This is a genomic window from Paraburkholderia sp. MM5477-R1, from assembly GCF_050436385.1.
GTDB classification, from domain to species: domain Bacteria; phylum Pseudomonadota; class Gammaproteobacteria; order Burkholderiales; family Burkholderiaceae; genus Paraburkholderia; species Paraburkholderia tuberum.
Genome location: NZ_JBNDMC010000005.1, coordinates 225659 through 246323 on the forward strand (window position 1 = coordinate 225659; position 20665 = coordinate 246323).

The window sequence follows — 20665 nt, forward strand, 5'->3', positions numbered from 1 at the left end:
GAGGCCAACGGCGCCACCGGCCGGCCGCGGTACGGCGTGATGGGCGCGTGGCTCACGACTGCGGCACGATCACGAACAGTTGGTAGGGACGCGCGGGCAACTCCCGTCCCCATGCGGTCTTGCTCACCTCGAGCGCAATCGGCGCTGCATGGCTTAGCGACGATGCCGTCGCGATGCAGCCCGAGTCGTCGCCACGGCACACAATCAGCGAGCCCTGGCGCGCGAAATCGGCGGATGTGAGCCCGGGCGTTGCCGCCGGCCAGTCGAGATCCCAGAAGCGGGGGTGGCCGCCGTCATAGAACACCATCGAAGCGGCCTCATGCGTCGAGCCCGCCACGATCGACAGCGGCTGGCTGGTGCGTTCGTGCCACACCGCCTGCGCGGCTGCCGCGAGTTCCGCGCGCGGCTCGGCCGCGTCGTCGGAATTGCGCCGCGCCCCTGTGTAGCCGACCACTGCCGATACCGCGAGAACCAGCGCCCAGTACACCGCCATGACGCGTATGGCACGCTGCGGCGCGAACTCGAAGCGGGCTTGCACGAGCACGGCAAGCCAGAGCGGCACCATTGCAAACCACTGCGCCATGCCCCAGACCGAGGCCATCTGCGTCTTGCCGATCACGGACAGCAGGCCCACCGCGAACAGTGGCCCCAGCGCGAGCCACCAGAGATCCGGGTACGACGCGCTCCGAACAACGCTCAGCGCCATGAGCCGCGCAGCCCCGCGCGTGCGCACCATCAACAGCACGAAAACGAAACTGAGCGCGAGATAGCCGATCTGCGCGAGCGTGTAGATGCCAAAGCGCCCGACCGCGGCGAGAAGCGTGCCGCCGGTGCGTTGCGCGGCATACTCGAGCGTCGGGAAATGATTAACCATCATCCAGTGTACGTGCGGGGCCAGCACGGCGACTCCCGCCGCCACCGCGAGCAGCGAATCGACGCTGACGAGGCGCGCACGCCATGCGGGACGCGCGAGCAATGCCAGCAACAGCCCGAGCAGCAGCACGATCGTGAAGTACTTGCCCAGCACGGCAAGCGCCGCGCACGCCCCGAGACCGAGCGCCGCGCCGCTGCGCGAGAGGCGGCTGCCCGGCTGCACGTAGCGGACGAAAAAGTAGGCGGTCCACGGCCAGACCGACAGCAGGATCGAGTTCGGATTGAATTTGATGGCGAGATTCGAGTAAAGCGGCGAGACCGCCATCGCAAGCCCGGCGATGATCGCGATCTGGCGCGGCACGAAGCGCCCGGCGAGCGCGACGATCCCGGCCAGGCCGACCAGCACGTTCACCGCCGACAGCGCGAAATACGCGAGATCGGTGTGCGGGAACACGCTGAACCAGGCCGCTGCGATGCGACCCATGACGAAAGCGGCGGGTGCTTCGCGTAACCGGCCTGCCACTCGATGCCCCAGACATAGGTCTCGACCATGTCGCCCTGGATGTCGAGATTGCCGCGCGCGAGCCAGGCGGCCAGAGTCCAGACCAGCGCGTGGAAGGGGAGCAGCCAGCCGAGTGACGCGATGCGCGCGGCGGCAGGTTTATCGGAGGCTGAGGCGAGCGACGTGGGATTCGAAAGCTGGGTCGACATTGAACCTTTTGGTCTGAGTGCCGCCCTACCGGGCAGCGTTTTTGGCCCGGCATTGTAATATGAGCTTACGTAGGGAGAGAGCGATCCTGACAGACTGCCCGGCAACCCATGGCGCCCGATCAAATCAAAAAGGCCTTGATGAAGGACGTTCGCGGCGAAAATTGACCCGTGTGGTCAAGCCGAAGATTCGATTCTCTTGACGCGGCGCTCAACTCGGCCGCAATTGCAGATGCGCTTGAGGAAGCTCTGAGCTGGGCGTGGATCGTAGCAACCCCGACACGAGCCGCGCAACCGTCGCCAGCGTTCCAGTGGATCTGATGGCGAAAAGCTGCGCGTGACGCGCGATAACGCGTCTCGAAGTCGCAATTCTTTGAGCGCGACGTGTACCGACGGGTCATGCGCGGCGGATTCGACCGGTCGATGCAATAGTTTGCCGGCATCGTTCGGCTGGGGCCCCATGTTTTGGCTGCAAAACGCGTCGCCATCAGTCGCAAAGCAGCCCCACCATCGGAATCGCCGGGGTTCGTCCCGCGATCAGGTCGGCCGTGATTCGAGCCGATCCGTGTGACATGGTCCAGCCGATATGACCGTGACCGGTATTCAGATAAAGATTGCGATACTTCCTGCGCCCAAGAAACGGCAGGTTCGTCGGCGTCATCGGCCTGAGACCGGCCCACATTTCGGCGCGATCGTAGTTGGCGCCGGCCGGGTAGAGTTCTTGTGTCACGCTCTTCATAAACGCAAAATCAGAAGGCTTATGGCTCGTGTCGTAGCCGGCAAACTCCGCCGTTGCGGTGACCCGGATCCGGTCGCCGAAGCGCGAGATTGCGACCAGGTTGTGCTCGTCGACCACTGCAATGGAGGGTGGCATGGGCCGGCCATCGATCGGAATCGTGAGGGAGTATCCCTTGATCGGATAGATCGGAAGATCGATGCCGATCTGTCGGCCAAGAACCGGACTATAGGGGCCAAGGGCGAGCACATACGCGTCGGCTTTTACAAGGCCTCGACTCGTTCTTATGCCCACCACGTCCTGCCCAGCGGTTTCGAAGCCGTCGATGGCGGTGTCCGTCAGAAGCGTACCGCCACGCGCGACAATCTTTTCCGCAAGGGCGCGGGTGAACTTCGCAGGGTCTCCAGTCTCATCGGTCGGGCAGTAAATGGCACCCGCTATCCTGTCTTTTGCCGAAGCCAGCGACGGGTCGAGTGCGACGACCTGATCGCGGCTGAGAACCCTGATGACTTGCCCATCGGATTCCAGCAGCTTCATGTGTTCGACTCCGCGATCCTGCGCTTCCTGCGTCCGATGAAAATACAGAATTCCGCGGTCATTTCGATCGTATTCAATGGCGTCCTCAGCGATCACATTCTGTAGCACGCGTTGCGAGTACGCGGCAAGCCGATGCTTGAGCAGGGTATTGCGGCGTGCCTTCTCTGAGGTGCATTCCATCAGGAAACGCCACGACCAGCTGTAAAGCCTGGGATCCGCCGAGAACTTGAAGCGCAACGCCTGATCTTTCAGCACCAGCGATTTGAGCAGAATCATCGGCGCTTTGGGCGAGGACCAGACAAAGGAATGCCCGGGCGCGATCATGCCCGCGTTGCCCCAACTGGTTTCCGATGCGACTAAAGGCTGCCGCTCGACGATCACGACCTCATGGCCATCCTTCTGCAACTGGTACGCGGTTGTCACACCGACTACCCCGCCACCGAGCACGACAACTTTCATGATGTCCTCAGATACAAGGGGGCCGGCGGGCATTCAAGGCGGCGCGGTCTCGCTCCGGCTTTTGTGCTGCGCCACCATCGATTCCTGCTGGACAGGAGGCACCAGTCTCACTTCCATTGCGGCTGATTCAGCACCATTCCGTGCTGCCCTTTGTAGGCAGCCACAGCCGGCGGCGTCCACCCATCCAGCATCCGTGGCGCGAGTTGCCAGACCTCGACGCCAAGCGGCCGGCACACTTCCAGCGGATCGCGCGCGTCGGGTCCCCACATCGGCACTGACAGATCGCCGCCCGGACAGGTCGACAGCGCGCACAGCAGGTCGATCTCCGCGAAGAATTCGAGGTAATCGCCTTTCTTTGCCGGACACGCCTTCATGAAGTATTTGTCTTCGAGATTCAGGCCGGTGCACTGGAACACGTTGAGCACGTCGTGGACGTCGTACTCAGTCAATCCATACGGGGCGATGGCGCGCGTCAGGTTGGAGTGGCAGTGAAAATGAAAATCCTCGCCGGTCAGCATGCGGTTGACGTAGGGGTCGCAGCGCGTGCCGAGCAGATCGTGGACACGGCCGCCGTGCTCGTCGACGCCGTAGCCTGCGAGACTGTCATCCGTGATGGTCACCATCGGACGCAGGAATGGCAGCGTCGACCACAGACGGTCGAACGTGCTCACGTGCGCCTGCTGCAACTGGCGCGTGCGCGATGCCCACATGCGCTCGCGCGGGTTGTGCCGGTTCCACATGTTCAGGTCGGCAACCTGCGGGCCTTCGATCGTGACAATGCGAAACACGTGGCCGGCCGGCACGGTCCACGCTTGCCCCGAGCGGATCGGCACGACGATCGATTCGACCAGCGTGCGGGTGTCGTGCTGTGAGGCGATGCGCTGATAGAACGTCTTGTCGACGTCGAGCGCTGAGCCTTTGGTGGACTGATAGGCAGCAGGATAATTCAGCATGATGCATTCTCCGTCGAACTCAGGCCGGCGCCGTGCCGCGACGAGGCGGCGTCGTCATCGCTCGGGCGACGCAGCACTGCAACGACCTTTTCCTTATCTTTTTCCTTATCTATCTCTGACATGTTTTGCCTCCTTTACGTCTGACCCGTTTCAGCCAAGGTCGATTGCCCAGTTGGCGGGTTACTCTGCCGAGCTGGCACTGCCGCCCAGATAGGCAGCGCGGACCCGGCTATCCTGAGCCAGCTCGCGGGCGGACCCCGCGAGCGCAATGTGCCCGCTTTCCAGCACGTAAGCCCGATGAGCGATCCGCAGCGCCTGGCGGGCGTTCTGCTCGACGAGGAGAATCGAGGTGCCTTCGCGGCAGATGTCGGCGATCATGCCGAAGATCGCGCGGACCAGCTTCGGCGCGAGTCCCATCGACGGTTCGTCCAGCACCACGATACGCGGGCGCAGCATCAGGGCTCGGGCAATCGCCAGCATCTGCTGTTCGCCGCCGCTGAGCGTGCCAGCCAGCTGGCTGCGTCGCTCGCCGAGCCGGGGGAAAGTCGCATAGAGCTGATCCCTTCGCTGTTGCAATGCCGCACTGTCGCGCCGGATCAGATAGCCGCCGAGATGCAGATTTTCCTCCACCGTCAGCGCCCCGAAAATGCGCCGCCCCTCTGGCACATGACCGAGACCCAGCGCCACGATCTGGTGTGCGCGCAAGCCCGTCAGGCGCTGGCCAGCCATCGCAATGTCGCCCGCGCGCGGCCGGATCAATCCGGAAATCGCCCGCAGCGTGGTCGTTTTTCCCGCGCCGTTGCTGCCGAGCAACGCGACGATCTCGCCCTCCGCGACGTCCAGCGAGATGCCGTGCAGCACCTCGACAGTCCCATAGCTCACGCGCAGATCGCGGATTTCTAGGAGTCCCACAGCGATTTCTCCCCGGCAGTATCGTCGCTCGCCTCGTCCTTTCCGGCTGTGCCGAGATAGGCATCGATCACCCGCGGGTCCGCCTGGATCGCGGCGGGCTGGCCCTCGGCGATGATGACGCCGTGGTCCATCACGATGATCCGGTCCGACACGCCCATCACCAGCATCATGTCGTGCTCGATCAGCAGCACCGTCACGCCATGGTCCCGGATCCGCCGGATCAGTTCCATCAGCGCGCGTTTCTCGGTCGGGTTCATGCCTGCAGCCGGCTCATCGAGCAGCAGCAGGCGAGGGCTGCTGGCGAGCGCACGGGCGATCTCCAGCCTGCGTTGGTCGCCGTAGGGCAGATCGGCGGCGCGCTCGCCCGCCCTGCCGGCAAGACCGACGAAGGCAAGCCAGCGCAGGCCCTCGGTGGAATGGTCCGCCGCCTCGGCGCGCGCGGACGGCAACGCTAGAAGCTCGGCTGCGAGCGGTGTCCGAAGCCGATGGTCCATGCCAGTCAGGACGTTTTCGAAGGCCGTCATGTGGCCGAACAGGCGGATGCCCTGGAAGGTGCGCGCCATGCCTTGATGGACGATGCGATGAGGCGCGCCGCCGGCAAGCCGTTCCCCGCACCAGACGATCTGGCCGCCAGTCGGGCGGATGACGCCAGTCAGGCAGTTGAACACGGTGGTCTTGCCGGCGCCGTTCGGACCGATCAGGCTCACGATCTCGCCGCTTCGCACCATGAAGCTGACACCGCCGACCGCCAGCACGCCACCGAAGCGGCGCTGCATGTCGCGCACCTCCAGCAGAACCTCATCGGTGACGGCGTGATCGGGCACAGCGACGCGATCGGCGTCAGCGCCCTTGCGCGCCGGCGCGACGCGGCGCAACGGCGCTGGCCACAATCCCTGTGGCCTTAACAGCATCAGGATCACGAGCCCGATCGCGAAAGCGAAGATGCGCCAGAGGTTGAGAAAACGCAGAATCTCCGGCAGGCCGGCGACGATGATGGCGCCGAGGAGCACACCGGGAATGCTGCCCCGGCCGCCGAGCACGACGACAATCAGGATCGTGACGGACTGCAGATAGGTGAAGCCGGTCGGATCGATGGTGCCGAAGCGGGCGGCGAACAGGCTGCCGCCCAGCCCGCCGATCAGCGCGCCCATCACATAGGCGAGCAGCTTGACGCGCAGCGTCGGCACGCCGACGGCCTCGGCAGCTGCCTCGTCCTCGCGGATGCTGGTCCATGCGCGGCCCAGCCGCGACTGGCCGAGCCGGATGGCGAACACGAGCACCAGCACGAGGAACGCCATGCCCAGTTCGTAGAGCGCTAGCGGCGAACTGATCTCGAAACCGAACAGGCTCGGACTCGCGATGCCGAAGATGCCGTTCGGGCCGCCCGTGATGTCGAGGTTGGTGGCGACGATACGCGTGATTTCGCCGAACCCCAGCGTGACGATCGCCAGATAGTCGCTGCGCAGGCGCAGGGTGGGATAGCCGATGACGATGCCCGATACCCCGGCGAACGCCAGACTGAACGGCAGCGTCTCCCAGAACGAGAAGTGCAGCAGGGTTTCCAGCAATGCCGTCGTGTATGCGCCGATCGCGAAGAAGGCCGCGTAGCCCAGATCGAGCAACCCGGCATAACCGACTACGATGTTCAGCCCAAGACCCAGGATCGAATAGGTGACGATGGTCAGGCCGACATCGACGACATAGTTGCTGACGACAGCGGGCAGCGCCACGGCGGCGGCCAGCAGCGCACCGCCGAGAGGCTTGGCCCAACGCGCGGAAGCCTGACTGGCGCTCATGGACTACATTCTCTCGACAACGCGTTCGCCGAACAGCCCGGTCGGCTTGATCACGAGCACGGCGATCAGCACGCCGAAGACGAACACGTCGGTCCATTGCGAAGAGACATAGCCCGCGCCGAAGGCTTCGAGCAGGCCGATCAGGATGCCGCCCGCCATCGCGCCCGGGATGTTGCCGATGCCGCCGAGCACGGCGGCGGTGAACGCGCGCAGGCCTAGCACGAAGCCCATGAAGAAATTGATCTGCGTGTAGTAAAGACCTTCCATGACGCCCGCCACGGCGGCCAGCACCGAGCCGAGCAGAAAGGTGAGCTGGATCAGGCGTTCGACGTCGATGCCCATCAGACGCGCGGCGTCCTGATCGATTGCCAGCGCGCGCATCGCGGTGCCGAGGAAAGTGTGGTGAACGAAGAAATACAGTGCCAGCATCAGGGCCAGGCTCGTCACGATGATGCCGATCTGCGCGAAGGTGATCTGCACGCCGTGGAGTTCGAAGCCGGCCTGGCTCAGCACGTGCGGATAGGTGCGAAAGCCCGCGCCGTAGATCAGCAGCACCCCATTTTGCAGCGCCAGCGAGACGCCTAGCGCCGTGATCAGAATCGACAGCCGTGGCGCGCGCAGCAACGGCTGATACGCGAGCCGCTCGATCAGGAGGCCCAGCGCGCCGGTGACCGTCATCGCGGCGACGAGGGCGATCAGGAGCGCCAGCGCGAGCGGCAGATGCGCGGACGCAAGAACCATCAGACCGGTCCAGCCGATGAACGCGCCGACCATGAACAGATCGCCATGAGCGAAGTTGATCAGCCGGATGATGCCGTAGACCATCGTGTAGCCGAGGGCGACGAGGGCATAGAACGAGCCGGTCGTCAGCCCTTCGATGACGAACTGGAAGAAGTCGCTCATGACGGGGCGGCGCGCGCAATGACGCCTACTTCATCGCCACCCAATGCCCGTTCGCTTCCTGCCGCTGGTAGGGCTCGAACTTGTCGTTGTGCACGATGATGGTGATGTACACCGCTTTACTGCGGTCCCCCTTCGCATTGAAGGAGATCGTTCCGGTCGCGCCCGGGTAGTTCGAGATCTTGTGCAGAGCCGCGGTGATCGCGGCAGGCTGGGCCGATTTTGCGTCCGCGATGGCTTTGGCCGTGACTCCGACAGCGTCGTATTCATAGACCGAGTACGGTCCCGGCGCTTGCCCGTAAGCCTTCATATAGTCGTCGACGTACGCGTGCGCGCCGCTCAGGAACTGCGCGAGCGGTGCCGTCGTGATGATCATGCCGTCGGCGGCGGGACCGGCCGTCTTCATCAGGGTGGGGTCATTGGTGGCGTCGCCGCCCATGAAGGTCATTTTCAGACCCAGTTGCCGCGCCTCCTTGACCAGCAGGCCGGCTTCGGAGAAATAGCCTGTGTAGTAGATCACGTCAGGCTTCAGTGAGGAGACCCGCGTGAGCGTCGGTGAATAGTCCATCTGTCCGGGGGTGATCGAATTGGCGTACACGACATCGACACCGTCCTTCTTCAGGGCTTGCACGGTGTTCTGGGCGAGGCCTTTGGAATAGGTCGTGTTGTCGTCGATCACCGCCACGCGCTTCGCGTGCAGAACGTCTTTCATGAAGCTTGCCGCGAATGGGCCCTGCTGGTCGTCACGGCCGATCGTGCGGAACACGTTGTCGTACCCCATCTCGGTCAGTTGCGGATTCGTCGACGCATCCAGCACGTAGGGAATCCCGGCGCGATGAAAAGTTGTCGATTCCGGCAGCGCCGCGCTTGAGCAATATCCGCCCGCTACCGCGACAACGCCCGCATCGACGAGTTTCTGCGCCGCCTGCACCGCGGTCTGCGCATCACAGGCGTCGTCCTCGGGCACCAGCTCGATCTGCTTGCCGAGCACGCCGCCGGCCGCGTTGATTCTGGCGGCGGCGAGCTTCGCGCCATTGACAATATCCGTGCCGGCATTGGCACTGCTGCCCGACAGCGGAACGGGCACGCCGATCTTGATGGTGGCGCCCTGGCTTAGCGCCGAACCGGGAGCCATGCCGACAAGCAGGGCCACGGCGGCCGCCATGCCCGCAAAGGCCGTTTGCCGCGAGCCCCGCTTTGCACCGGACCAGCCAATCGTCTGAGCAAACATGTTAGAGACTCCTTATTGTGAGAGGGATCGGACGATCCGCCACACGGGTATACCGGTGACATCGGAAAGCGGACGGAAATGGGGCAATTGCGTGTGATTCATACCCACCAGGTCAACGGCGTGACTGCTGGTTTCACCGGAGCGCTGACACTAAAGCGCTTCTTTCATGATAGAAGCCGGTGTGCGTTGGACGGTATAGGGTATTTGCGTATAAACCATTACACAAAGGCGCCGGCAATCCCCTACCTTTAAGAGGCAGTGACGACAGAGACTCGCGAGCCCGAACGCGACATGACAGGACGACTCCGAAATGAGTGCGATTGCACCGCATGACGACGTGTACACGAAGCTCGATTTCACGCTGGACGACGGCGTCTGCCGTCGTGCCGCGATTGGGCTCGTGGTGCTCGCCACCGATCATACGATCGAGCATGAGTGGCGGGGCTTGCTGACGCAGGACGGCGTGGCGTTCTACGAAAGCCGTGTGTATAACTCGGCGGACATCACGCCCGAACGGCTAGCGGAAATGGAGGACCGTATTGCACCGGCGGTCGCGCTGATCCGTCCGGCCGAGCGTATCGATGTGGTGGCGTTTGGCTGCACGTCCGCGTCGATGGTGATTGGGGAGGAACAGGTGTTCGCGCGGATTCGCGAAGCGCGTGCGGACGCCGCGTGCACTACGCCGATCACCGCGGCGCTGGCGGCGCTTCGCGCACTTGGCGTCCAACGTACGGCCCTGCTTACTCCCTATGTGCGTTCGATCAACGAATACATGCGCGACTATATCGAGTCGCGCGGTCACGGCATTACGCGCGTGGCGTCGTTCGAGCATGCGAACGATAACGAAGTGGCGCGGATCGATGCGGCGTCATTGCGAACTGGTGTTGAGCGACTTGCGCGCAATCGTGACGTGGAGGCGATTTTCGTATCGTGCACGAGCTTGCGCATCGCCGGGTTGATTCCGGAGCTAGAGGCGGCGATCGGCAAGCCGGTGATATCGAGCAACTACGCGATGGCGTGGCACGCGTTGCGGCTCGCCGGCGTGGGAGATTGCGAGCCTCAGCTTGGGCGGCTGTTTGCGCTGTGACGTTGTACCTTGAAACGCGACGCAGCGCGACGGGGCGACCATGCGGCGATCGACGCCGAGGCCATGTTCCAGACATCGACGCGCACCACGGACGCGGCAGGCGCGTCGGATGAACCGCCGCAGGAATCGCTCATCGAAGCGTCTGCGCGGCGGCAGGACTACGACGACTGTCCGTCATTTCCCAGCATGGTTCGACGACATGCCGGCGCGCCGCAATGACACGCGTACTGGGCGCGAATGTCGTCGGTGACCGCGCCGTCCACTGACAGACCGTAATTGATGAAAAGCTCCTCCCCGGGTGCGATCGTGGCGAGCGCATGAATGAACACCCGGTCGCCCGTCTCGATGGCCTCGCAGTTGGGGGCGCACGCATGGTTCAGAAAGCGGGCGCTGTTGCCGCCGCGGCTGCCGTCGATCACTCGTCCGCTGGACAGCCCAAACACGAACGTGTGGCCCGCGTCGGCTCGCTGACGGGCGGCGGCGCGCCGCCAGCTGGTCACTTCCCCCTTGTACTCGATCACCCGTTCGCCCGGGGCGATCGGCTGCAGGGCAAACAGTCCCATGCCATGCACTGGTGAGCGTCGTGCGGTGATGCGTCGCAATCGCATGTTGTCGTTTCCTTCGCGACCCTCGGTCGTTGCATGTGGTTGAGCGGCGATGCGAAGCATATCGCCACACAGTCAGGCGCTCAATATTTTTCTTTTTAAAAGCGCAACTAACAGCCAAGGACGGACCGCGCCAAGGGTTCCGGCTTTGCCGCAACGAGGCTGGCAACGGTCGACGGTTACAGGGAGGTCGTCAAGTCGCATGTCCACGCATCACGCTGGCACAACAGTCGGCTCAGCCAAACGAGCGGCTGGCCGCCGCTGCGCGCTTGCGCAACCAGTTCATGCAGGCGAACAAGGCGATGGCGAACGCCATCAGCAATGTGGCCACGGCAAGGATCGACGGGTCGATCTGGTCACGGATGCCACTCCACATCTGCCGCGGCACGGTGCGCTGCTCGGGGCCGCCAATGAACAGAATGACGATCACTTCGTCGAACGACGTCGCGAATGCGAACACACTGCCCGTTGCGACGGCGGGCGTGATCAGCGGGAGCGTGACGCGACGAAACGCGACCCACGGCTGCGCGCCCAGCCCCGACGCAGCGCGAAGCAGGCTTTGATCGAACGACAGCAGCGAAGCCGTCACGGTGATCACCACGAAGGGCGTACCGAGCGCGGCATGCGCAAGCACGACGCCGAGATACGAATTGACCAGGCCGAGCGGCGAAAAGACCAGATAAAACCCTGCCGCGACGACAACGATAGGCACGATCATCGGCGACACGATGATCGGCATGATGATCGAGCGGTAAGGAAACTGCGTGCGGCTCAAGCCGAGCGCGGCGAGTGTGCCGAGCACCGTTGCGATCAGCGTCGACGCCGCGCCGATGCCGATGCTGTTCGCCAACGCGCGTTGCCAGTCCGGCGAACTCAGCGCCTGCGCGTACCAGCGCAGCGAGAAGCCCTGCATCGGGTACGAGAAGAATGAGCCGGAGTTGAACGACAGCGGCACGATCGCGAGGATCGGCGCGACGAGGAAAAAGAAAATGAGCGCGCAATGCACGCGTAGTCCCGCGCCCGCGATGCGTTCCGAGAGTAGCCGGGTTCGTCCGTCTTTCATCTGAGTCTGCCTGTTGATCAACCATACGAAGGAGCGACAACCCATTAGCGTCGGTTGCGCGGCGCGTTAGCCGAAGCGCAAGCGGTCGATACCGACCAGCCGGTTGAAAATGAAATAGAACACCGCCGTGAATGCGATCAGATAACACGACAACGCACCCGCGAGTCCCCAGTTGAGCTGATCGTTGGTCTGCGACGCGATCAGTTGGCTGATCATTTCGTCGCCGGCGCCGCCTAGCAGGGCGGGGGTGATGTAATAGCCGAGCGCGAGCACGAACACGAGAAAACATCCCGCGCCGACACCCGGCAGCGTTTGCGGAACATACACTCGCACGAAGGCCACAGCCGGATGCGCGCCGAGGGATTTCGCCGCGCGCATGTACACGGGCGGGACACCTTTCATCACCGAAAAGATCGCGAGGATCATGTATGGCAGCAGGATGTGCGTCATGCCGATCAACACACCCGTGCGATTGAAAATCAGCGGTAACGGATGATTGATGAGCCCAAAGCGGAGCAACGCGCCGTTGACTACACCACCTGGTTGCAGCAGCACATACCACGCGGTGGTCCGCACCAGCAGCGAGGTCCAGAACGGTACGATCACGAAGAGGATCAGCCGGTTGCTCTGGTCCTCCGGCAATGTCGCGAGCAGATACGCCACGGGATAACCCAGCACCAGGCACAGCAGCGTGACCGTCGCACTGATCGTGACCGTGCGTCCGAAGGCCGCGCGGAAGATGGCGCTGTCCGCCGCGACGGACGTCACCGAGCCATCGGGCGCGACTTGCGCGTCGACGGCGTTCAGCAAATAGTCGGGCGTGGGCGAGATCGACGCACGCTTGAGGAGCCGCCAGGTTTCCGGTGTGTTCCAGCGTTCATCCAGATCGATCAGGGCGGGCTTCCATTGCGCGGGCGTTTGCGAACGTGTGGCACGCGCCGTCTTGAACAGCAGGCTGCGGAACTCTGGTTGAGAGAAGTTCATGCGTCGCGCGATATTGCCGAGCTGGCCGGATTCGCTGGCGTCCTTCAGGTCGTGCGCGAGTGCGGCAAAGGCCGGTTCGCCGGGTACGCCCGCACCGTCCCATCCGGCCAGCGCCGTGCTCAATTGCGGCATGCCGGTGCGCACTTCAGGGTTTCGCACGCTGCGCGCGAGCAGGCTCGCGATCGGCGCGACGAACGTCACCAGCAGAAAGATGAGCAACGGCAAAGCCAGCAGCAACGCGCGCATCGCGGCCTTGCGGCGCGCGGCGCGAAACGACTCGCGGTTCGCGGCCTGCGGGCCGCGGCCAAAAGGGGCGCTGGATGGCAGCTGCGTGTTCATCGTGCTCGATCTCCCGGGTGACGTTCGTTCGATCTGGCGCTACTGCGCCAGCCAGTTCTGGAACCGCTTGTTGATCGCATCCGCGTTGTCGGCCCAGAACGTCGCGTTGATTTGCAGCGGGCGTTTGAAGTTCTCCGGCGCTGTCGGCAGATCGTTCAGACGCGCCTTGTCGATCAGCGGAATGGCGTCCTTGCGCGGCGGCGCGTACGCGATGTACTTCGACAGGTCCGCATAGGCCTGCGGTGTCGAGGATGCGACGATGAACTTCCGCGCCGCGTCGGCATGCTTCGCGCCGTTGACCACGGCCCACCATTCGTAGTCGTATACCTGTGCATCCCAGACGATCTTGAAGGGCTTCTTGTCCTTGTGCACGGCGTCGTCGATGCGGCCGTTGTACGCCTGCGTCATCACGACCGCGCCGTCGGCGAGCAGTTGCGGCGCCTGCGCACCCGCCTCCCACCAGACGATGCTCGGCTTGATGGTGTCGAGCTTCTTGAACGCGCGATCGACGCCAGCCGGCGTGGAGAGGGTCTTGTACACGTCCTTGGGTGCAACGCCATCGGCGATTAAGGCCCATTCCATCGCGACCTTCGGCGACTTGCGCATGCCGCGCTTGCCCGGGTACTTGTTGAGGTCGAAGAAGTCGTTGATGGTAGTAGGCGCAGATTTCAGCTTGCTGGTGTCATACGCATAGACGGTGGACCATACCATCGCCGCGACGGCGCAATCACTGATCGAGCCCGGCAGGAAGTCACTGGTGTTGCCGAGCAACTTCTTGTCGAACTTGGCGATGAGGCCTTCGTCGCACGCGGTGATTGCGTCGTTGGTTTCGAGGTCGATCAGATCCCAGGTCGGGTTCTTCGACTGTTCCATCGCTTGCAGTTTGGCGAGGCCGCCATCGTAGGACTCGGTGGAGAACTGGTCGCCGGTTTTCGCAGTGAACGGTTCGAACCATGCCTTTTTCGCGGCAGCTTCATACGCACCGCCAAAGGTGACGACGGAAATCGTATCGGCCGCGTGAACCGTGGCCGTGGCAAACACCCCGAGCGCGCACGCCGCGAATGTGGTCCGGAATAACGAGAGTGTGGTCTTCATTTCTAGTTGGCTCCTGCGATAAGTGGCGAGGCGGACGAGGGAACGGCAACAGTGGAATAGTCGGCGCCGCCGGACGCGGCGGCGGATTGCGGCGCGGCCGCCATTGCTGGCAGCACCTTGCAGTCGTCGCGTCGCCAGGTCACGGCGGTCTGACGGCCGAGCGCGGGCAGGTCATGGTGCTGTGTGTTCGGCAGCTTGACGACCATGCTTTCGCCATGACCGAGCTTCAGATGCACGCGATGATGATCGCCGCAGTAGACGAGTTCCTCGACGAGCGCGTGCACGACGTTCATGTTCTGCCGGGTCGCTTCCTGCACGGCGTCCGGCGTCGCCGCGATGTGCGCGCGCTCGGGACGCAGCGCCAGCACCGCCGTGTCGCCCGACGCGAGCCCCGCGCCTGGGCGTCCGCGCACAGTGCTGCCGTCGGCCAGCTGCATCGCAGCCCATTCCCCGCCGTCGGAATCGACGCGACCGGTCAGTCCATTGTTCTCGCCGACGAAATTGGCAACGAACGCATTCGCTGCGTTTTCGTAGAGTTCGGTCGGTGCGGCGGCCTGCTGGATGCGTCCATCGGAAAACACGGCGACGCGGTCCGACATCGTCAACGCTTCGTTCTGGTCGTGGGTCACGTAGACGATCGTCAGCGACAGTTCGCGATGCAGCCGCATGATTTCGTATTGCATGGTTTCACGCAGGCGCTTGTCGAGCGCGCCAAGCGGCTCGTCCATCAGCACCACGCTCGGCTCGAAAACCAGCGCGCGGGCAAGCGCAACGCGCTGCTGCTGACCACCCGACAGTTGCGACGGACGCCGCCCCGCCAGATGCGATAACTCCACCATGTCCAGCACGCGCGTCACGCGCGTTTTCTGTTCGCTACGGCTTATCTTGCGCACCGACAGCGGAAACGCGACGTTCTCGGCAATCGTCATGTGCGGGAACAGCGCATAGTTCTGAAACACCATGCCGATATCGCGCCGATGCGGCGGCTTGTCGTCCAGACGCTTGCCGCCGAGGCGGATCTCGCCGCGCGTCGGCGCTTCGAATCCCGCGAGCATCATCAGTGTCGTGGTCTTGCCGGAACCGGACGGACCGAGCAGCGAAACGAATTCACCGTGCGCGACATCGAGATCGAGTCCCTCGACGACGCTATGCACGCCGTCGTATGACTTGCTGACGCCGTCGAACGAAATAAATGGTTGGCTTGACATGAGTAACTCGGCAGAGTGTTGGCGGTCCACGTGGGGCGGCGAATCACTTCGCGCCCAGGCGTCCCGCCAGATAGCGGGCGAAGTCGTAATTCGGCCGTTCCAGAGGGCTCAGATGGCCAGGCTTCGCGAGTGGCGCGTGCACGCCGCGAAACACGGCCTCGACGCCGCGCCGGTCCTCGGCGTTGACTTCGTCGAGCAGCGTCTTCAGCGTAGCCATGTAATCGGCGGCCCGCGGATCGTCGACGAAATCCGGTGCGAGGCCGCCGCCGAAGCGGATATGCACGCGGCCGACGCCCCGCGGCTGCAGGATCAGATACCAGAAGTAGCCGGGCGTCAGCGTGATCAGGTGTGTCGGGTAGATCGCCAGCAGCGCGGTGGTACGGCGCCAGTGTCCTTGCAGACGTGTATTGCTGGGATGCGCGTTGCCGATCGGCAGCGACGCTTCCTTGGTGATCCAGTGATAGTTGAACGCGGGCAAGCCCGGCGGACATTCCATTTCTTCGAGCTTCGAGTGCGGCCCGACCGTTGCGCGATGCAGCATCGGCAAGTGGTAGCTCTCCATGAAATTTTCCGCGAGGATCTTCCAGTTGGTGTCCCACACGTGCTCTTCGTGGAAGGTCTCGACGTAGTTGCTCATGCCGTACGGCTCGATCAGCTTCGTCAGCCCGGACAAATGTGATTCCACCGAAGGCGCGTGCGCGTTGAGCGTTACGTAGATCCAGCCTTGCCACGTCTCGCAGCGCACGGCAGGCAGCTTGTATTGTTCCTTGCAAAAGCCCGGCTGCCGATCCATCAACGGCGCGCCCGCGAGCGAACCATCGAGCGTGTAGTTCCATGCGTGATAGGGGCACACGATCCGGCGCACGTTGCCGCGCCCTTCAAGCAATACCGACATCCGGTGCAGGCAAACATTCGAGAATGCGCGCAACGCACCGCTCGCATCGCGCAGCACGAACACCGGCTGGTCGTCGATTTGCGCGGTCAGATAGTCGCCGCTCTGTGCGAGCGCGCTCGCGCGGCCCACGCACAACCACTCCTTGCGAAACACGTCGCGCCGTTCGAGCGCGAGAAACGCCTCCGACGTGTAGACGGCCGGCGGCATTGCGTGTGCATCCCCGAACGGACGCTCGCAGTTCTCGCGCAGGGCGCGAACGATGTCGAGCTCAGCGTCCGTCGACTGAAGAATGGCTGACATAGGGGGCCCCCCATCAGTGTGTGCATCCGATGAGCACCAATCTAACAATCCAAATTGCTAGGTAAAATATTGTTTTTGCATGCAGTGCATAGCTCAAGCCTATGCCGAGAGGCTTTCCGGGCCGCTAACCGATGTGGAGGCGCCGAATATACGTTTCACAGAATGCCGAGAAGCGCTTCACAACCTCGCGCGGCTTGACGGCGCCCGATAGTGCGATGCCAAGCGTCGTCGCATTGACGCTTTCCTTGAAATGTTTAATCACGAAGTCTTCGCCGTCCACTGTTCGGGTCGACTTCAGCGGGAAGTTGAGTATGCTGTAACCCAAGCCGTTGGCAACCATGCCACGCACCACTTCAGGCTGTGACGACCGGAAAGCCGCGGTAGGGCGGCTGCCGACTGCGTCGAACAGCGCGGAGAAGTACTCGCGGCTATGCGGAAGGTCCAGCATCACATAGGGCTCGGGCAGCAGATCGGCCAGCGACACTTTGCGGGCCCGTGCAAGCCTGTGTGTTTTAGGCAGGATGACATACGGTGGCAGCGAAAGCAGCGGGGTAAACGCGATTCCATCGGCGATATCGAGGCTGTAGGTCAGCGCGATATCGAGCGAACCGTCGCGCAGGCCGCTCAAAAGCGTGTCCTGATGCGCTTCCGTCGTACGGAAGGTGATCGCCGGATAGTCCCGCACGAAGCGGCTGATGATGCCTGGCATCAGCGGCGGGGCCAGCGACACCATACAGCCCAGCGAGATGGAGCCCGACATGCCGCCGTCGATTTCCTTCGCGGTCAGCTGCAATTCTTCGGCGTTCTGAAGCAGATTGCGAGCGTGGCCGAGCAGATCGCGGCCCGGTTGCGTGAGCGACAGCCCGCTGGCGTGATGGCGGATGAACAGTTGGACGCCGAACGATTCCTCCAGATCCGCGAGCGACGTCGAGATAGACGGCTGCGAAATGTGCAGGCGCTTTGCCGCGGCGGTGAACGAAAGCGTCTCGGCCGTGACGACAAAATACCTGAGCTGACGCAACGAGTAGCGTATCGAGTTGCCGTCCATCAGTTGCTCCGTGTTCGGTCGAACCGATTGTCGCTTGCCAATTGTCGATTGCATAGCGAAAAACGATGCAAAGCATTTTTAAAATATAGTTTTTGTTGCCCGCCGCGCGGCGTACATTCTGTCCGACCGAAGAGAGAGAGTGACCTGAATCCAGAGCGCTTTTCAGAAGGAGAAGGCCATGTCGGCTGAAAAATTGTCGATCGACACGCTGGTCATAGGCGCGGGTCAGGCTGGCGTGGCAATGAGCGAACACCTGAGCAAACTCGGCGTACCCCATCTCGTGCTGGAGCGCGACCGCATTGCCGAACGCTGGCGTACCTGCCGCTGGGATTCACTGGTCGCCAATGGTCCCGCCTGGCACGACCGCTTCCCTAATATGGAGTTCGAAGGACTCGATCCTGATGGGTTCGCCGCCAAGGATCAGGTCGCCGATTACTTCGAGGCCTATGCGCGCAAGTTCGATGCGCCGATCCGCACGGGCGTCGAAGTCACGAGCGTCGAGCGTCTGAAGGGCCAGGCAGGATTTACGGTCGCAACGTCCGATGGCACGATCGAAGCCCGTCGTGTGGTCGTTGCGACGGGGCCGTTCCAGCGGCCCGTCATTCCCCCCATCGCGCCACAGGACGTCGAGCTCACGCAGCTTCATTCGGCCCACTATCGGAACCCGGCGCAGCTGCCCGAAGGGGCGGTGCTCGTGGTTGGCGCGGGTTCGTCCGGCGTGCAGATCGCGGACGAACTGCAACGCGCGGGCCGCAAGGTTTATCTGTCCGTCGGTGCGCATGACCGTCCGCCGCGCGCCTATCGCGGTCGCGATTTCTGCTGGTGGCTGGGTGTACTCGGCGAATGGGACAAGGAAGTCGCCGTGCCGGGACGCGAGCATGTGACCATTGCCGTCAGCGGCGCGTACGGCGGCCAGACCATCGATTTTCGCAGGCTCGCTCATCAGGGCATGACGCTGGTCGGCACGACGAAATCGTTCGCGAATGGCGTTGCGACCTTCGAACAGGACCTCGCCGCCAATCTGAAGCGTGGCGACGAAAACCTGATGTCGCTACTGGACGCGGCCGACGACTACGTCGAGCGCAACGGCGTGGACCTGCCGCAAGACCCCGACGCACGCCTGATTCCACCCGACCCGGAGTGCGTGACGCATCCGCTCCCGGAACTGGATCTTAAGAAGGCGGGTGTGAGCACGATCATTTGGGCCACCGGCTATGCCGTCGATTTCAGCTGGCTGCACGTGAACGCATTCGACGATAAGGGCAAGCCGCAGCATCAGCGCGGTGTATCGAAGGAACCGGGCGTGTATTTCCTCGGCTTGCCGTGGTTGTCGCGGCGCGCGTCGTCGTTTATCTGGGGCGTCTGGCACGACGCAAAGCACATCGCCGATCACATCGTCACGCAGCGCAAATACCTCGCGTATCGCGACGCGTCGCAGCGTCGGCAGGACGCGCGCGGCGTGCACGGCGCGAATCCAACCGATACCGCGTGCGACGAATCGCACGCGCCGAACACCAAAGAAGTGGGAGTGAACTGATGCCTACGCATACCCGCATCCGTATGTTCAATACGAAGGATACGTACCCGAACCAGTCGCTCGATAACGATCTTTGCCAGGCGGTTCGCGCGGGCAATACGGTCTACGTGCGCGGCCAGGTCGGTACGGATTTCGACGGCAACCTGGTCGGTCTCGGCGATCCGGGCGCGCAGGCCGAGCAGGCGATGAAGAACGTCAAGCAACTTCTCGAGGAAGCCGGCAGCGACCTGTCGCATATCGTCAAGACGACGACTTACATCACTGATCCTCGTTATCGCGAGCCGGTGTACCAGGAAGTCGGCAAGTGGCTGAAGGGCGTGTATCCGATTTCGACGGGGCTGTGCGTCAGCGCGCTCGGCCAGCCGCAATGGCTGATGGAAATCGACGTGATCGCCGTGATTCCGGACAACTGGAAACCATCTCAGGCGTGAGGAGCTACCCATGACATTCTCGATCGTCGGACGTTGTGGCAAGACCGGTCAGCTCGGTATCGCGATCAGTTCGTCGAGCATTGCGGTGGGTGCGAGGTGTCCGTGGGCGCGCGCGGGCGTCGGTGCGGTGGCGACGCAGAACGTGACGCTGCCCGCGCTCGGGCCGCAGATTCTCGATCTGCTGGAAAGTGGGCGTATCGCGGCGGATACGGCGCTCGAACGGGCGCTAGGCGCGAGCGAATGGAGCGAATACCGGCAGGTGACGGTGGTCGACAGTGAGGGGCGGACCGCGATGTTCACCGGCAAGGAAGCACTCGGCGTGCATCACGCCGTCGCGGGAAATCAGTGTGTGGCAGCGGGCAATCTGCTCGCCGGCAAGCCGGTGATCGACGCGATGGTGAAAGCGTTCGAGAGCGCACAAGGCGCGCTCGCCGATCGCCTGCTGCACGCGATGCATGCGGCCGTCGAAGCTGGCGGAGAAGCAGGGCCCGTGCATTCGGCGGCTCTGAAGATCGTCGATACACACGTCTGGCCGAGCGTCGATCTGCGTGTCGATTGGGCCGACGACGATCCGATCGGCAAACTTGCCGCGCTTTGGCAAGCGTATCGGCCGCAGATGCGGGACTACATCGCACGCGCGTTGAATCCAACCGCGGCGCCGAGCTACGGAGTGCCCGGCGATGAGTGAGTTGTCGAGCCGTGCGCTGCTCGAACGGCTGATCGGTTTTGCGACTGTCAGCCGCGACTCCAATCTGGAACTGATCGGCTTCGTGCAGCAATACCTCGCGGATCCAGGTGTGGACAGCGAGCTGTTCCATAACGCCGAGCGTACCAAGGCCAACCTGTTCGCCACGATCGGTCCGCGAGAGCGTGGTGGCATCGTGCTGTCCGGGCATACCGATGGTGTGACGCGATGTTCGCTCGCCTCGCTGAACATCTCAAAAGCGTGAGGTAGCCTGCACGTCTGC

The 20665-nt window shown here is 63.2% G+C and carries 20 protein-coding genes and 1 pseudogene; 5 read left to right on the top strand and 16 right to left on the bottom strand.

From position 1 onward, the window contains the following. Positions 1 to 52: 52 nt before the first annotated feature. From OKW35_RS13360 to OKW35_RS13400, 9 genes are all read right to left on the bottom strand, one after another. Entirely contained in the window at positions 53 to 1357 is a 1305-nt protein-coding gene (locus OKW35_RS13360) for a glycosyltransferase family 39 protein (RefSeq protein ID WP_429552267.1), read from the bottom strand. After that, positions 1282 to 1584: a hypothetical protein gene (locus OKW35_RS13365; RefSeq protein WP_429552268.1), complete on the bottom strand. Its 303-nt coding sequence runs from the start codon at positions 1582 to 1584 to the stop codon at positions 1282 to 1284. Before OKW35_RS13365 ends, OKW35_RS13360 begins: the two co-directional genes overlap by 76 nt. 484 nt (positions 1585 to 2068) lie before the next feature. Beyond that, complete coding sequence (locus OKW35_RS13370; RefSeq protein ID WP_429552269.1) at positions 2069 to 3313, bottom strand: D-amino acid dehydrogenase; 1245 nt, start codon at positions 3311 to 3313, stop codon at positions 2069 to 2071. A gap of 107 nt (positions 3314 to 3420) precedes the next feature. After that, positions 3421 to 4266, bottom strand: coding sequence for an urea carboxylase-associated family protein (locus OKW35_RS13375; protein WP_429332706.1), 846 nt, complete (start codon positions 4264 to 4266; stop codon positions 3421 to 3423). Continuing rightward, on the bottom strand, positions 4260 to 4388 hold the full coding sequence (locus OKW35_RS13380) for a hypothetical protein (RefSeq protein WP_260321461.1): 129 nt from the start codon (positions 4386 to 4388) through the stop codon (positions 4260 to 4262). Before OKW35_RS13380 ends, OKW35_RS13375 begins: the two co-directional genes overlap by 7 nt. Before the next feature lie 58 nt (positions 4389 to 4446). After that, positions 4447 to 5178, bottom strand: coding sequence for an ABC transporter ATP-binding protein (locus tag OKW35_RS13385; RefSeq protein WP_090810981.1), 732 nt, complete (start codon positions 5176 to 5178; stop codon positions 4447 to 4449). Continuing rightward, positions 5166 to 6974: an ABC transporter permease subunit gene (locus OKW35_RS13390; protein ID WP_184068507.1), complete on the bottom strand. Its 1809-nt coding sequence runs from the start codon at positions 6972 to 6974 to the stop codon at positions 5166 to 5168. Before OKW35_RS13390 ends, OKW35_RS13385 begins: the two co-directional genes overlap by 13 nt. Before the next feature lie 3 nt (positions 6975 to 6977). After that, a complete protein-coding gene (locus OKW35_RS13395; protein ID WP_018422469.1) occupies positions 6978 to 7877 on the bottom strand; it encodes a branched-chain amino acid ABC transporter permease in 900 nt (299 codons plus the stop codon). A 25-nt stretch (positions 7878 to 7902) separates the two neighbouring features. Then, positions 7903 to 9105 carry a branched-chain amino acid ABC transporter substrate-binding protein gene (locus OKW35_RS13400; RefSeq protein ID WP_090810985.1) on the bottom strand — a complete coding sequence of 401 codons (1203 nt, stop codon included), beginning with the start codon at positions 9103 to 9105 and terminating at the stop codon, positions 7903 to 7905. 310 nt (positions 9106 to 9415) lie between these two features. On the opposite strand from OKW35_RS13400, the gene OKW35_RS13405 reads away from it, so the two are divergent. Further along, positions 9416 to 10192, top strand: a complete 777-nt coding sequence (locus tag OKW35_RS13405; RefSeq protein ID WP_429552270.1) for a maleate cis-trans isomerase family protein — start codon at positions 9416 to 9418, stop codon at positions 10190 to 10192. A 158-nt stretch (positions 10193 to 10350) separates the two neighbouring features. Here the strand turns inward: OKW35_RS13405 and OKW35_RS13410 are convergent, their stop codons facing one another. The 7 genes from OKW35_RS13410 to OKW35_RS13440 all read right to left on the bottom strand — a co-directional run bounded on the left by OKW35_RS13410 (position 10351) and on the right by OKW35_RS13440 (position 17729). After that, positions 10351 to 10800, bottom strand: coding sequence for an SET domain-containing protein (locus OKW35_RS13410; protein WP_090811862.1), 450 nt, complete (start codon positions 10798 to 10800; stop codon positions 10351 to 10353). Positions 10801 to 11032: 232 nt separating this feature from the next. Continuing rightward, entirely contained in the window at positions 11033 to 11860 is an 828-nt protein-coding gene (locus OKW35_RS13415; RefSeq protein ID WP_090810989.1) for an ABC transporter permease, read from the bottom strand. Between the two features lie 66 nt (positions 11861 to 11926). Further along, a complete protein-coding gene (locus OKW35_RS13420) occupies positions 11927 to 13183 on the bottom strand; it encodes an ABC transporter permease (protein WP_429552271.1) in 1257 nt (418 codons plus the stop codon). Between the two features lie 39 nt (positions 13184 to 13222). Next, positions 13223 to 14278, bottom strand: coding sequence for an ABC transporter substrate-binding protein (locus OKW35_RS13425; RefSeq protein WP_429552272.1), 1056 nt, complete (start codon positions 14276 to 14278; stop codon positions 13223 to 13225). A gap of 2 nt (positions 14279 to 14280) precedes the next feature. Continuing rightward, positions 14281 to 15486, bottom strand: coding sequence for an ABC transporter ATP-binding protein (locus OKW35_RS13430; protein WP_429552273.1), 1206 nt, complete (start codon positions 15484 to 15486; stop codon positions 14281 to 14283). Positions 15487 to 15529: 43 nt separating this feature from the next. Continuing rightward, positions 15530 to 16681 (bottom strand): SRPBCC family protein, encoded by a 1152-nt coding sequence (locus tag OKW35_RS13435; RefSeq protein ID WP_429552274.1) that lies wholly within the window; start codon positions 16679 to 16681, stop codon positions 15530 to 15532. A 124-nt stretch (positions 16682 to 16805) separates the two neighbouring features. After that, positions 16806 to 17729: a LysR family transcriptional regulator gene (locus OKW35_RS13440; protein WP_429354369.1), complete on the bottom strand. Its 924-nt coding sequence runs from the start codon at positions 17727 to 17729 to the stop codon at positions 16806 to 16808. Positions 17730 to 17907: 178 nt separating this feature from the next. Here OKW35_RS13440 and OKW35_RS13445 point away from each other — a divergent pair, with 178 nt between their 5' ends. The 4 genes and pseudogenes from OKW35_RS13445 to OKW35_RS13460 form a co-directional block, all read left to right on the top strand. Next, positions 17908 to 19266 (top strand): flavin-containing monooxygenase, encoded by a 1359-nt coding sequence (locus tag OKW35_RS13445; RefSeq protein WP_429552275.1) that lies wholly within the window; start codon positions 17908 to 17910, stop codon positions 19264 to 19266. Next, on the top strand, positions 19266 to 19697 hold the full coding sequence (locus OKW35_RS13450; protein ID WP_184068482.1) for a RidA family protein: 432 nt from the start codon (positions 19266 to 19268) through the stop codon (positions 19695 to 19697). Before OKW35_RS13445 ends, OKW35_RS13450 begins: the two co-directional genes overlap by 1 nt. Before the next feature lie 10 nt (positions 19698 to 19707). Then, complete coding sequence (locus OKW35_RS13455) at positions 19708 to 20385, top strand: DUF1028 domain-containing protein (protein WP_429488429.1); 678 nt, start codon at positions 19708 to 19710, stop codon at positions 20383 to 20385. Next, a pseudogene (locus OKW35_RS13460) lies at positions 20378 to 20605 on the top strand (acetylornithine deacetylase); the annotation flags it as partial. The gene OKW35_RS13455 and the pseudogene OKW35_RS13460, both read left to right, overlap by 8 nt. Positions 20606 to 20665 lie beyond the last annotated feature (60 nt).